At 45.1% G+C, this 12,861-nt stretch carries 13 protein-coding genes and 1 pseudogene; 13 read left to right on the plus strand and 1 reads right to left on the minus strand.

Features of this window, described 5'->3' with window-relative positions:
- Positions 1–34 precede the first annotated feature (34 nt).
- From lysS to RIF25_RS12790, 5 genes and pseudogenes are all read left to right on the plus strand, one after another.
- The gene (gene lysS, locus RIF25_RS12775) at positions 35–1,561 is read left to right on the plus strand and encodes a lysine--tRNA ligase (protein WP_322878924.1); all 1,527 of its coding nucleotides are present in this window, start codon (positions 35–37) and stop codon (positions 1,559–1,561) included.
- Between the two features lie 123 nt (positions 1,562–1,684).
- Complete coding sequence (locus RIF25_RS17335; RefSeq protein WP_407682411.1) at positions 1,685–1,999, plus strand: TdeIII family type II restriction endonuclease; 315 nt, start codon at positions 1,685–1,687, stop codon at positions 1,997–1,999.
- Positions 1,984–2,451 carry a TdeIII family type II restriction endonuclease gene (locus RIF25_RS17340; RefSeq protein ID WP_407682412.1) on the plus strand — a complete coding sequence of 156 codons (468 nt, stop codon included), beginning with the start codon at positions 1,984–1,986 and terminating at the stop codon, positions 2,449–2,451. Before RIF25_RS17335 ends, RIF25_RS17340 begins: the two co-directional genes overlap by 16 nt.
- A gap of 23 nt (positions 2,452–2,474) precedes the next feature.
- Positions 2,475–3,962, plus strand: coding sequence for a DNA cytosine methyltransferase (locus tag RIF25_RS12785; RefSeq protein WP_322878925.1), 1,488 nt, complete (start codon positions 2,475–2,477; stop codon positions 3,960–3,962).
- A 50-nt stretch (positions 3,963–4,012) separates the two neighbouring features.
- A pseudogene (locus RIF25_RS12790) lies at positions 4,013–4,204 on the plus strand (amino acid--tRNA ligase-related protein); the annotation flags it as partial.
- 23 nt (positions 4,205–4,227) lie between these two features.
- Here RIF25_RS12790 and RIF25_RS12795 read toward each other — a convergent pair.
- Positions 4,228–4,662: a hypothetical protein gene (locus tag RIF25_RS12795; protein WP_322878926.1), complete on the minus strand. Its 435-nt coding sequence runs from the start codon at positions 4,660–4,662 to the stop codon at positions 4,228–4,230.
- A 312-nt stretch (positions 4,663–4,974) separates the two neighbouring features.
- On the opposite strand from RIF25_RS12795, the gene RIF25_RS12800 reads away from it, so the two are divergent.
- From RIF25_RS12800 to RIF25_RS12835, 8 genes are all read left to right on the plus strand, one after another.
- Entirely contained in the window at positions 4,975–6,450 is a 1,476-nt protein-coding gene (locus tag RIF25_RS12800) for a TldD/PmbA family protein (protein ID WP_322878927.1), read from the plus strand.
- A gap of 8 nt (positions 6,451–6,458) precedes the next feature.
- Complete coding sequence (hpnA, locus tag RIF25_RS12805) at positions 6,459–7,448, plus strand: hopanoid-associated sugar epimerase (RefSeq protein ID WP_322878928.1); 990 nt, start codon at positions 6,459–6,461, stop codon at positions 7,446–7,448.
- A gap of 214 nt (positions 7,449–7,662) precedes the next feature.
- Positions 7,663–7,887 carry a type II toxin-antitoxin system HicA family toxin gene (locus RIF25_RS12810; protein WP_322878929.1) on the plus strand — a complete coding sequence of 75 codons (225 nt, stop codon included), beginning with the start codon at positions 7,663–7,665 and terminating at the stop codon, positions 7,885–7,887.
- Positions 7,884–8,102: a type II toxin-antitoxin system HicB family antitoxin gene (locus RIF25_RS12815; RefSeq protein ID WP_322878930.1), complete on the plus strand. Its 219-nt coding sequence runs from the start codon at positions 7,884–7,886 to the stop codon at positions 8,100–8,102. The genes RIF25_RS12810 and RIF25_RS12815 overlap by 4 nt, the downstream gene beginning before the upstream one ends.
- 151 nt (positions 8,103–8,253) lie before the next feature.
- On the plus strand, positions 8,254–9,189 hold the full coding sequence (locus RIF25_RS12820) for a fatty acid desaturase family protein (protein WP_322878931.1): 936 nt from the start codon (positions 8,254–8,256) through the stop codon (positions 9,187–9,189).
- 13 nt (positions 9,190–9,202) lie between these two features.
- Positions 9,203–9,673 (plus strand): OsmC family protein, encoded by a 471-nt coding sequence (locus RIF25_RS12825; protein ID WP_407682417.1) that lies wholly within the window; start codon positions 9,203–9,205, stop codon positions 9,671–9,673.
- Between the two features lie 29 nt (positions 9,674–9,702).
- Positions 9,703–10,707 (plus strand): alpha/beta fold hydrolase, encoded by a 1,005-nt coding sequence (locus RIF25_RS12830; RefSeq protein WP_322878933.1) that lies wholly within the window; start codon positions 9,703–9,705, stop codon positions 10,705–10,707.
- 772 nt (positions 10,708–11,479) lie between these two features.
- A complete protein-coding gene (locus RIF25_RS12835; protein WP_322878934.1) occupies positions 11,480–12,817 on the plus strand; it encodes an aspartate aminotransferase family protein in 1,338 nt (445 codons plus the stop codon).
- Positions 12,818–12,861 lie beyond the last annotated feature (44 nt).

A 12,861-nucleotide genomic window follows, 5' to 3' on the forward strand; every position in this document is an offset into this window, starting at 1 on the left:
CTATGGAATTATGGGACTGTTTTAAGGAATTGGCATGGCTGAGGCAACGGATCACAGTGGCTCTGGGTTAGAAGAGATTAAAGCAACTCGGATCGAAAAGGCAGAAAAACTCCGGGATTTGGGGATTAACCCCTATGCCTACCAGTTTGATCGCACCCATTCTGCCGCCCAACTCCAGGCCCAGTATGCCGAGTTAAAAAATGGCGAAACCGTTGATGTTCAAGTCTCTGTGGCGGGACGGATCTTAAATCGGCGCGTCTTTGGCAAATTGGCGTTTTTTACCCTCCAAGATGAAACAGGCACGATTCAGCTTTATCTCGACAAGCAGACAATCCAGGCCAAGATGGGGGAAACGGATCCCCAGGCCTTTGATCACCTCAAGCAACTGACGGACGCGGGGGATATTTTGGGGGCTGTCGGGACAATCAAACGCACCGAAAAAGGGGAACTCTCGGTTTATGTCCATTCCCATACCATCCTGACCAAATCCCTGTTACCGCTTCCTGACAAGTGGCATGGCCTGACCGATGTGGAAAAACGTTATCGGCAACGCTATGTGGATTTAATTGTTAATCCCCAAGTCCGGCAAACGTTCAGAAAAAGGGCCTTGATTACCGCCGCAATTCGCCGATATTTAGACGAGCAGGGCTTTATTGAAATTGAAACCCCAGTCTTACAAGCCGAAGCGGGGGGAGCCGAAGCCAGACCCTTTATTACCTATCACAACACCCTGGAGATGCCGCTTTATTTACGGATTGCGACGGAATTACATCTAAAACGCTTGGTCGTGGGTGGGTTTGAAAAAGTCTTTGAAATGGGGCGGATCTTTCGGAATGAAGGCATTTCTACCCGCCATAACCCGGAATTTACCAGCATCGAAATTTACCAGGCCTATGCGGACTATACCGATATGATGGCTTTGACGGAAACCTTAATTACCTATGCCGCTGAAACTGTTTTAGGCACACTCCAAATTAACTACCAAGGGCAAGAGATTGACTTAACTCCACCCTGGAAACGGATCACGATGCACGCTGTGGTTCAAGAAGCAACCGGGATTAACTTCAAGGAATTTACCGACCTCGAAACTGCCCAAACTGCTGCCCAAACTGCTGGGATTAAAGACACGGAAAAATGCGACACCATCGGCCGAGTTTTGAATGCAGCCTTTGAGCAAGCGGTTGAACCGAATCTGATCCAGCCCACCTTTGTCTTAGATTACCCTGTAGAAATTTCTCCTCTCGCTAAACCCCATCGGTCACAACCAGGCCTGGTGGAACGGTTTGAATTGTTTATTGTTGGACGAGAGACAGCCAATAGTTTTTCTGAACTGACAGATCCGGTAGATCAACGCCAACGCCTTGAGCAACAATCCGCCCGCAAAGAGGCCGGAGATTTAGAAGCCCACAGCATTGATGAGGATTTCCTCGCTGCCTTAGAACAGGGGATGCCACCCACGGCGGGCCTGGGGATTGGGATTGATCGCCTGGTGATGTTGCTGACGGATTCCCCCAGTATTCGAGATGTGATTGCCTTTCCCCTGTTGCGGTCTGAGGGATAGATTGACATCAGTGGGGCTAACATTGAATCGGATATTGATCATTTAAATCACCTCTTAATGAACAAACAGCAGAGAATTGCCCAGGCCATCAAGAATGTCGTCTCTGAAATGATGGAGAGGGTGATGGTTCGTGTCCTAGAGGAAGACCCTTTCATCAATGAAAAACACTATGCCAGTAAACCTCTTTATGCTGCCTTAGTCCCGGATGAAATTTTCAAAGGCTCACATTTTGAGCGTAGATTTGTCACCCCATTTGGCCAAGTTTGGGAAAAGTTGGCAGAAGTGGTCGCCCTCGAAGCCCATGGTAACTGTCAACTAGGTCATAGGATCAACGGCACAGTCAACCAAGAAAGCTTAAGAAGAATTCAAGAAATTTTAAATCAGCTAGAGCATGGCAAGGGTAAAGACAGGAAAAAACCGAATTGGGTCAAGAATTAGACTATATCCAGGCAGGAGGTGGACAACCTATTCCGGTCACTGTTGTCTGTGATCTTTTTATCCAAAATCAAAAAACTAGACAACGATATGCATTTGAATTAAAAGCTCCATTACCTAACAGCGATCAAACCAAAGTTAGCAAAGAAAAATTATTGAAACTACTAGCCATGAAACCAAAAGTTGTGGATCATGCTTACTTTGCCTTGCCCTATAATCCTTATGGTCAAAAAAAAGATTATGCCTGGCCTTTTCCCCAGCGCTGGTTCAATATGGATCAAGATAAGTCAGTGCTGATCGGTAATGAATTTTGGGACTTGATTGGCGGAAAAGGTACTTACACCAAATTTATCCAAGAAATCAATTCATTAGGAAAGGATTATAAAGAACGAATCTATCGAGAATTTTTGAGAATTGAACCGCCTCAGGACTTTGAAGCAGGAGCTTTAAGATAGTTGAATTAAATCAGAAAAACTCAATGCAACCGATAAGATTCACATTTATTGACCTTTTTGCGGGAATTGGCGGCTTTAAAATCGCATTAAATCGGCATGGTGGTCATTGTCTTGGCTTTAGCGAAATCAATAAAGATGCAATCAATGTCTATTGTGAAAACTTTAGGATTGACCCTAGTTATAACCTGGGAGATATTACCAAAATTAAAGAGTTACCAGCCCATGACTTATTAACGGCGGGAGTTCCTTGCCAGAGTTGGTCAATTGCAGGGAAAAACTTAGGTTTTGATGATGATAGAGGGCAACTATGGAACGATACAATTTATTTACTCCAACAGGCCCAGCCCAAAGCATTTATTTTTGAGAATGTCAAAGGCCTGGTTGACCCTCGCAATCAAAAAGCTCTCTCGTATATTCTCGAAAGAATTAAACAAGCCGGTTATTACGCTCGCTATTTTGTCATCAACTCATTTGATTATGGAGTGCCACAAAATAGGGTGCGTATCTATATCATTGGATTTCAGAAAAAATACTATCTTGAAAAATTTAAACTGCCAGAAATTAGTGATAAGAAACTAAAACTTGGCGACATATTAGGGATCCAGTTTGAGCAACTACCAGATAGTGAGATAGTTCAGAGAGATTTATTTGGTAATATTGTTGAACCTAAGACTATGAGCCTTTCTAGTACCAATGGATTTAACGACTACTTTTTATTTAATGACTTGAGAAATGGCCCAACAACAATCCACTCTTGGGATATTATTGATACAACTCCGCGGCAAAAAGATATTTGCTTATTACTCCTCAAAAATAGACGAAAAAGTAATTATGGCAAACTAGATGGTAATCCATTATCTTTACAACATCTTCAACATCTAGATCCAACAATTACTCAAGCAGAAATTGACGCACTACTTCAATTAGATATCTTGCAAGCAGAAGAATATCGTTTTGCTATAAAAGACAACAATAGTTGCACCTTAAATCAGGATGAACAAATACTGCTTAAATTTGCCCATAATCAAGAAATTTTGATTGATAACTTGAAGATTGAAAAAGAATTAATTATAAAGAAAATATCTATTATAAAAACCATCGAATCACTTAAAGATAAAAATATAATTCAATGCATGGAAATTCGTTATGATTTTAAGAATGCTAAAATTAGTACCGGATTATTTGGTATAAACCGTATTTTCTTGCCAAGTTCCAATATTTACCCTACCTTAGTGGCAAGTGATACAAATGACTTCATAACATTAAAGCAAATTAAGGCAGTCAACTATCAAGAATTAAAAGAAAAATTTATCAAAGAAATTTATAAGACTAGGGAATTTAGAAAAATTACTAAAAATGAAGCTTGCTTAATTCAGGGATTTCCCCAAGATTTTAAGCTCCCAGAAGCTAGATCAAGATGGATGAAACTGATTGGCAATAGTGTTTCGGTTCCTGTCATTGATAACCTATGCAAGGCAATTCTGGAAACTGGTGTTTTTAACTCCCAATAAAATGAGCATAAGTTCTAAGGGCAGTGACACAAGCCTAATCCATCACACCCCAAGCCGCCCGCAAAGAGGCCGGAGATTTAGAAGCCGACAGCATTGATGAGGATTTCCTTGCTGCCTTAGAACAGGGGAGGCCACCCACGGCGGGCCTGGGGATTGGGATTGATCGCCTGGTGATGTTGCTGACGGATTCCCCCAGTATTCGGGATGTGATTGCCTTTCCCCTGTTGCGACCAGAAACATAGGCCTTTTTAGACCCAAAGCCCAACTAAATAAACCGCACCGTACCGCTGGGGCCAATACTGACACTACCGTGGACATTGGGGTTATTGGCTTTTGTTGCGGCGATATTGATCGTTAGGGTATTTGTCCTGGTATTGAAACTGGCAGTGCTGAAGGTTAGGGGAGTGCCACCACTGTTATAAATCAGAATATTCACGTCATTAACATAGTTCTTAATGGGAGGAAATGAAAAAGACTTTGACTTGCCAGGAGTTAAAGTATTGTTTTTGGCATTACCTTCACCAGCCACAACTGGAACACCAGAGTTGTTCACAACAATCACGGTTAATGCTCGGCTGGGAGTAATTTTAGTTTGGGCCAACACCTGAGCATCAAAGAATTGGGGGGACAAGATTGCCGGAGTGACACATCCCAGGCCCGCCAAAGCAACAGATAAAACAATGGGCTTCCAACTAACCATAACTAAGGATCCAAACGCCATCACACTCAGATTACCCCCCGGCCCAGTCAATACCCTGAATCTCCATAAATCTTTTATCTTGTCAGGCTTAACCTGGTTTGAGCAACAAGTCCAAACTGGCCACACATGGCCCCCCGCACCGGATGCAGATCTCAGCAGGTCAAGCCATTCTTTTGACATAGGTGACGCAGCGGTAAATTTTCCGATGGATTTTTTGCCGTGGGATCAGGTTGAGACTCGCTTCTACAACGACAAGTCGGCTACTGAGCTAAGATCACTGAGTTGCATCCCCCACCCCCTTCCAATTACCTTATGACATCTCTGATCACCCCTGTTCTGCCGACAGCACTTGACCCCCCTGACTTAGCCCAGTCCTTAGCCAAGATTCATACCCAAGCAGATTGGATTGGTTTACGTTACGTCCAAGAGACCACCACCACCCGCTCTGTGCGCGATGGCAACCCCCAAGTCAATCACCATGATCTCTCGGCCGGGGTGATGATTGAGGTTTTGGTGAATGGGCAATTGGGCTATGGGGCCTGTAATCGTTTGGATCCCGAAAGTTTGCAGCGGGCGACAGATCAGGCCTATCAGCAAGCCTTGAGAGCATCCCAGTGGAGCCTGACCCCCGTTTCAACCGCAATTCGACCGGCTGTAGTTGGGGAATATCGCCGTCTCAACCCAGATTCTATCGCCGCCTTGGGGCCTGGGGAGATTAATGAACTTTTACAGAAAATTTGCCAAACTCTGAAAGTCTCAGACAAAATTGTCCAAACCACTGCCCTGATGCAAACCGTCGCCACCACCTCCCATTGGGTCAGCAGTAATGGTGGGAATATTCGTCAAGACTTTCTCCAGGTCATCACCCACTATGCCGCCACGGCCCAAGATGGAGCCAACATTCAACAACGCACTGACAATGGGATGTTTGCCCGCTGCTATCAAGCTGGCCTGGAGGTTTTGGCAGCAGAATTGGTCTTAGAACGGGCCGAAAAGATTGGCAGCCAGGCTCTGGAATTGTTAACTGCCGCTGAATGTCCAACTACGACCACAAATTTGGTACTGGCTCCGGATCAAATGATGTTACAAATCCATGAAAGTATTGGCCATCCCTTGGAGTTGGATCGGATTTTGGGCGATGAGCGCAATTATGCCGGCAGTAGTTTTGTCAAGTTATCGGATTTTGGGCAGTTGGTCTATGGCTCGCCTTTGCTCAATGTCACCTTTGATCCGACTGTGCCAACCGAGTTAGCCAGTTATGGGTTTGATGATGGGGGTGTACCGGCCCAACGAGAATACTTGATTAAAGAAGGCATCTTGCTACGGGGCCTGGGGAGTGCGGAAAGTCAGTTGCGCTCAGGTGTGCCAGGGGTTGCTAATTTACGAGCCTGTTCCTGGAATCGCCCCCCCATTGACCGGATGGCGAATTTAAACATTGAACCGGGAAGCAAGAGTTGGCAAGAGATCATTGGCCATATTGAACAGGGCATTTACATGGAATCCAACCGCTCTTGGTCTATTGATGACTATCGGCTCAAGTTTCAGTTTGGCTGTGAATATGCCAGGGAAATTAAAAACGGGCAGTTGGGGCAAGTCCTCCGTAATCCCAACTATCGAGGCGCAACACCCAACTTCTGGGGGAATCTGATTGCAGTGGGGGATCAATCAACTCTAGGGATTTTTGGCACACCCTACTGTGGGAAAGGGGAACCTAATCAAGCGATTCGGGTCGGCCATGCTTCCCCTGTTTGTGCCTTTGCCAATATTGAAGTGTTTGGGGGACATTAAGCTAAGCTATGGGCCAGACTGCATTTGTCACCGGGGGCAGTGGCTTTGTTGGTAGCAATTTAATCCGCTTACTCCAAGAACAAGGTTGGCAGGTTAAAGCCCTTGTCCGCAATCCTGAGCAAGCCGTCACCCTTGAGGGCCTGGACATTGAACTGATTCCTGGGGATTTGACTCAACCAAACCTCAGTCAGGGGATGACCGGTTGCCAGGCCCTGTTCCATGTAGCGGCTCACTATAGTCTTTGGAGGAGGGATGAAAAGCAACTCTATCAGAGTAATGTCTTCGGGACAAGAAATATCCTCAAAGCAGCCCAAGCGGCCGGAGTAGAACGCGTTGTTTATACCAGTTCCGTAGCCGCTATCGGTGTCGATCCAAGTGGTCGGCCAGGAACTGAAGCCTATCAAAGCCCGCCAGAAAAGTTGATCAGTGCCTACAAACAGTCGAAATACTGGGCTGAACAGGAAGCTCATCAAGCCATTAAAAAAGGTCAAGATATTGTCATTGTTAACCCCACCACACCCATCGGTCCTTGGGATGTTAAACCCACACCGACTGGAGATTTAATTGTCCGGTTTTTACGGAATCAAATGCCGGCCTATGTCGATACCGGGTTAAATTTAATTCATGTCCGAGATGTGGCCTGGGGGCATCTACTCGCCTATGAGAAGGGCAAAACTGGAGAACGTTATATTCTTGGCCATCAAAATCTGAGCCTGAAGGAAATTTTAGAGAAATTGGCTGCTATTACTGGAAAACCAGCCCCAAAAGTAACGATTCCTGTGATTGTGCCGTTGATCGTGGCCTGGATTGATGAACTGGTGTTGGGTCAATTGGGGAAAACGCCAAGTGTGCCGGTGGATGGAGTCTTAATGTCTAAACAAAAGATGTATTACGATGCTTCCAAGGCCATCAATGAGCTAAATTTACCCCAAACTCCGGTGGATCAAGCCCTCAAAGAAGCGGTGGATTGGTTTTTAGATCATGGGTACATTGATTAACAATAGCCAATTTTTTGATCCTACCTAGTTTATCGAGATCATTATTTTAATATATAAAAATATCAAGATAAAAATTAAATTGTCATCTCTTGAAATAATATTGTCTATATTTTCTGCGCTGCAGATAAGCTAGGAAATGCTTTATCGATCATGGTTACACCACGTTACTGGTATTCATTTAGTCTGTGTTACGTAAACCTCAAAAGAAATAATTATGCCAAGGAAAATTCGAGAGTTAAAAGCCCAGATCGCTCGTGAAGGATTTGTTTACTTGTCCAAGCGTGGTAAGGGTAGCCATGAGCTTTGGAGGCATCCTTTGATTAGCAAGACCCTAACAATCCCAGGCCAGGACGGAGATGATATTCCGCTCTACCTGAAAAAACAAGTAGCAAAGCTACTCGCTACACTAAAAGAGTTGAAGGAGGACAAGGATTTATGAATCGGTATAGCATGATTGTTGAATGGTCGGATGAAGATCAACTTTTCCTAGTCACAATTCCAGAGTTTGCAAATCTTGTTATCATGCCCTGTACCTATGGAAAGACTCGTGAAGAAGCTATTCAAAAGGGTGAAGAAGTGATTGAAATATACTTAGAGGCTTGGCGAGCAGATGGGGAAATGATTCCTGAGCCTAAAACACTTCAATTGACTTAACAGAATATTCTCATGATGCTAGTTAATTAGAACCAAAACCTGAATGTAATCCTGATTAACGGAAGGCTATCTATCTGCAAGTGTGTGAGCTTAATTATTGCACTACCATAGTGAATGCAACGCGACTGGTGACATGAAACTGCACGTACTCATGAGTAATTCTTCTATCCTTCCCCCCCTCAAGCCACAACTGATCATTCCGGCGGCTGAGTTGAAAGAACTGAATCAACGGTCAAATTGGAAAGGCAGTTTACAGCTATTAGCCCATTTAACGGTAATGGTGGCCAGTGGCATTGTCTGGGGGACACATTTGGCCTGGGCGCAGTGGTGGATTGCCTTGCCTGCTGGCGTGATCTATGGGTTTAGCCTCGCCTCAATGTTTGCCACGCTTCATGAAACCAGTCACCGAACCGCCTTTGCCAATAATCAAGTGAATGATGCCGTGGCCTGGTTTGCTGGAATTTTTTGCTTTTATAACAGCACGTTTTATCGCCGCTATCACAAATGGCATCATCGCTATACCCAACTCCCAGGCCAGGATCCGGAACTGGAAGACCCAAAACCGACCAACTGGCGGGAATATCTTTGGGAAGTGAGCGGGATTCCTTGGTGGATCGGCAAGGTTAAGGGACATATTCGCATTGCCTTAGGAAATCTAGAAAATTGCCCTTGTATCCCAGAGGAAGCCAGGCCGGAGGTGATTCGTTCAATTCGGTTGCAGATATTGGCTTATGTCCTGTTTATCGGTATTTCTATTACCTTGCAACAACCTTGGTTCTTGACCTATTGGCTGATTCCCTTGGCCTTAGGACAACCGATTTTACGGGCAATTTTGTTGGCGGAACATACGGGCTGCACTCATGATGAAAACCCGCTTACTAATACCCGCACGACCTATACGATTTGGCCGATTCGCTTACTGATGTGGAATATGTCCTATCATGCCGAACATCATTTGTATGCTTCGATTCCATTCCATGCCTTAGCCAAAGCTCATGAGAAAATTAAAGAGAATTTAACCAAAATCGAGCCGGGTTATATTACAGTAAATCGCAAAATCATTGATGGTTTTACCCCGGCCCATTGAAGCCAAAACGCTCATGAAAGACACCCATCACTACCAGGCCACGATCACATGGACAGGCAATTTGGGGACAGGAACCAGTAGTTATCGGGCCTACGAAAGAAGCCACACCATCGAAATTCTCAATAAACCAGCTATTTTCGGGTCATCGGATAGCAGTTTTCGGGGTGATCCAAGCAAGCATAATCCCGAGGAATTACTGATAGCATCTTTGTCGGCTTGTCATCTTCTCTGGTACTTGCATTTATGTGCTGATGCGGGGGTGGTTGTTGTGAATTACTCCGATCAAGCAACTGGGGTGATGGTCGTGGACAAAGATGGGCGGGGGTATTTTACTGAGGTGATGTTAAACCCGATCGTGACCGTGAGTGAAATCTCAATGATGAACAAGGCGTTTGAATTGCATGAGCGGGCTAGGGAGTTTTGTTTTATTGCCAATTCTGTCAACTTTCCCGTCAAACATCACTCCACGATTAACGTCAAATAATTAAACTTCAGGATAAAAACATAAATTCAATGGCTGAAACTTACACCATTCCTAATTTTCAACTCCAATGCGGCGCGGTTTTATCTGAAGCCAAAATTGCCTATCAAACCTACGGGGAATTAAACGCGGATCGCAGCAATGTGATTCTTTATCCCACCTCCTATGGCGCGCACCATTCGGATATTGACTGGTTGATTGGTACGGATCGGATTCTGGATCACAGTCGTTGGTTTATTGTGATTCCAAATATGTTTGGCAATGGTCTATCGAGTTCTCCCAGTAATTGCTCAGAATGTCAGTTAGCAGAATCCGGGTTTTGGTTTACTCATATTGATAATGTCCAGGCCCAGCGACAGTTATTAAAAGATGTTTTTGGCATTGAAAAATTAGCCTTAGTTTATGGTTGGTCTATGGGAGCGCAACAGGCCTATCATTGGGGGGCATTGTTTCCTGGCCAGGTTGAACGGATTGCAGCGTTATGTGGCACAGCTAAAACCACAGATCACAATCGGATTTTTTTAGAAAGTCTGAGAGCTGCTCTAACCGCTGACCCGGCCTGGGACGGAACAAAATTTACGGCAACACCGGATCGGGGATATAAAGCCTTTGCCCGGATATATGCCAGTTGGGCCGCCTCGCAAGCCTTTTATCGGGCTAAGATTTACCTGGATTTAGGGTATAAAACGTTAGAAGAATATTTACAGCAGGCCTGGGAAGCCAGTTACCGGAAACGAGACCCCCATAATCTGATTGCCATGCTTGATACCTGGTTGCGGTGTGATGTCAGTGATAATCCGATTTTTAAGGGGGATTATGAACAAGCCCTCAAATCCATTTCAGCAAAAACTTTGGTGATGCCAGCTACAACGGATTTATATTTCACGCCTGAAGATTGTGCTGCCGAAGCCAATTTAATTCCCAATGCTGAGTATTTGCCGATTCCGTCAATTTGGGGTCATCGCGCTGGAAACCCTTATCAAAATCGAGAGGATGAAACTTATATAAATCTCGCATTAAGAAGCTTTTTAAGCTAACTCAATCTTCTTAAATTATATCCATCACTAATTATATTTAACCAAACTGAAATAAGTGCTCATGAAAACATTAAATGACAGAGAGAAAGAATTGCTGATAAAGTTAGTTGACTTTAATACAAATAATGTTTGCTATAGAGCTATCCAAGACGCATTCTCATTCTCTCATATTTAAAAACGAATTGCTATATACCTGGAAAATTAGGCAAAGTTTAGGCGAGATGGAATCTCGGATCAATCAAACGAATGCAAAATTGTGTAGTCCTTATTTCCTCAAAAGCCAACCGCAACGTACCTTATCCCTGCAACAAACACCTCTACAAAGCCCACCACCTGATTGGATTCTAAATCTTGGCCGCACGTAGTAGACTTTTTTGCATTGAAGCAGTACCGGGCAACTTTGACTCGTTATGGTAAAGCTACCTGTAATTTTAATTTATCTTGCTGCTTCTGTCATTTGGCTCATTTGTAGAACTTTGCTGTACCTCCAGTAGGCTAACGCCAACGTTCAGAGATGACACGCCCTAGCATTTTGGAACCAATTTCTTCCTAATCATGAAGCGCAAAAGCAATGACTTCAGCAATCTACTACCTGTCTTCTGCTTGTTTAATCTCAATCGTTAAGTTCATAACCACATTTTTAATGATGTGACCGCCACACTATTGTAATTAAACCAAAACCTAACCGCGACTTGAACTCATAATATTTCTTAGAGACGTAAGAAAAACTCGTTAAGATGGAGAAAGTCAGTAAAATTCAGGCATTTCGGTCATGGTCAACTCCCCTGTCTTAAGTACCCAAGTTCCCACGGATTTAGAAGCGTTCTGGATGCCTTTTACGGCCAATCGTCAATTTAAGACCCAACCCCGCCTACTGGTTTCTGCTCAGGGGATGTATTACACCAGCCATGATCAGCGGCAAATTTTGGATGGAACGGCGGGCCTGTGGTGTGTGAATGCGGGCCATTGTCGGCCGGAGATTGTTTCAGCCATTACAGAACAGGCGGCAACTCTAGACTTTGGGCCAACCTTCCAAATGGGACATCCCGGGCCGTTTCATTTAGCCCATCGTTTGGCCCAACTCACCCCCCCAGGCCTGGATTATGTCTTTTTCACTAATTCTGGCTCTGAAGCAGTCGATACGGCCCTCAAAATGGCCTTGGCCTATCATCGGCAACGGGGTGAAGGCAGCAGGGTACGTTTAATTGGGCGCGAGCGGGGCTATCATGGCGTGGGCTTTGGGGGGATTTCGGTGGGTGGCATTGCCCCAAATCGTAAATTCTTTGGCAGCTTATTGACTGGTGTGGATCATCTTCCCCATACCCACAACCTGGAGCAAAATGCCTTTAGTCTAGGAATCCCGGCCTGGGGCGCGCATTTAGCCGATGAACTGGAAAAAATTGTTGCTCTCCATGATGCTTCAACCATTGCGGCGGTGATTGTGGAACCTGTTGCTGGCTCAACCGGAGTTTTAATTCCGCCCCAAGGCTATCTCCAACGCTTGCGGGATATTTGCGACCGCCACGGGATTTTATTGATTTTTGACGAGGTGATCACTGGCTTTGGGCGACTCGGGACAGCCTTTGCCGCGGACTACTTTGGGGTGGCTCCTGACTTGATGACGGTGGCGAAGGGGCTGACCAATGGGGCTATACCGATGGGGGCGGTGTTTGCACGGGATCGTATTTATCAAACCTTCATGGATAGTCCCACCGCCGGGATTGAATTTTTCCACGGTTATACCTATTCGGGACATCCCTTGGCCTGTGCGGCTGCCGAAGCGACCTTAAACCTTTATGAGCGGGATGGGATTTTCCACCAGGCCCAGGCCATGGCCCCATTTTGGCAAGAGGCGATTCATTCCCTCAAAGGTAGTCCCCATGTGGTTGATTTGCGAAATTTGGGTTTAGTGGCGGGGATTGAATTAGCATCTCGGCCGGGGCAACCGGGGCAACGTGGTTTTGACTGCTTCCAGGCCTGCTATGCCCAAGGACTCCTCATTCGGGTAACCGGGGATATTATTGCCCTTTCGCCGCCGTTAATTATTAACAAATCCCAAATTGAACAAATTGTCAGTACCATCAGTGATGTTTTGAAAACCTTAGATTAACCCTTTAAGCCTTGCTGTCTGCTACAACCGTTATTATGACTCAT

Origin of the sequence: Pseudocalidococcus azoricus BACA0444, assembly GCF_031729055.1 — a bacterium.
Classification (GTDB): domain Bacteria; phylum Cyanobacteriota; class Cyanobacteriia; order Thermosynechococcales; family Thermosynechococcaceae; genus Pseudocalidococcus; species Pseudocalidococcus azoricus.

Bases quoted from the DNA above. Each gene is read 5' to 3' on its own strand.
- lysS (WP_322878924.1), top strand. From the start codon at position 35: ATGGCTGAGGCAACGGATCACAGTGGCTCTGGGTTAGAAGAGATTAAA.
- RIF25_RS17335 (WP_407682411.1), top strand. From the start codon at position 1,685: ATGGTTCGTGTCCTAGAGGAAGACCCTTTCATCAATGAAAAACACTAT.
- RIF25_RS12785 (WP_322878925.1), top strand. From the start codon at position 2,475: ATGCAACCGATAAGATTCACATTTATTGACCTTTTTGCGGGAATTGGC.
- RIF25_RS12795 (WP_322878926.1), bottom strand. From the start codon at position 4,662: ATGGTTAGTTGGAAGCCCATTGTTTTATCTGTTGCTTTGGCGGGCCTG.
- RIF25_RS12800 (WP_322878927.1), top strand. From the start codon at position 4,975: ATGACATCTCTGATCACCCCTGTTCTGCCGACAGCACTTGACCCCCCT.
- hpnA (WP_322878928.1), top strand. From the start codon at position 6,459: ATGGGCCAGACTGCATTTGTCACCGGGGGCAGTGGCTTTGTTGGTAGC.
- RIF25_RS12810 (WP_322878929.1), top strand. From the start codon at position 7,663: ATGCCAAGGAAAATTCGAGAGTTAAAAGCCCAGATCGCTCGTGAAGGA.
- RIF25_RS12815 (WP_322878930.1), top strand. From the start codon at position 7,884: ATGAATCGGTATAGCATGATTGTTGAATGGTCGGATGAAGATCAACTT.
- RIF25_RS12820 (WP_322878931.1), top strand. From the start codon at position 8,254: ATGAGTAATTCTTCTATCCTTCCCCCCCTCAAGCCACAACTGATCATT.
- RIF25_RS12825 (WP_407682417.1), top strand. From the start codon at position 9,203: ATGAAAGACACCCATCACTACCAGGCCACGATCACATGGACAGGCAAT.
- RIF25_RS12830 (WP_322878933.1), top strand. From the start codon at position 9,703: ATGGCTGAAACTTACACCATTCCTAATTTTCAACTCCAATGCGGCGCG.
- RIF25_RS12835 (WP_322878934.1), top strand. From the start codon at position 11,480: ATGGTCAACTCCCCTGTCTTAAGTACCCAAGTTCCCACGGATTTAGAA.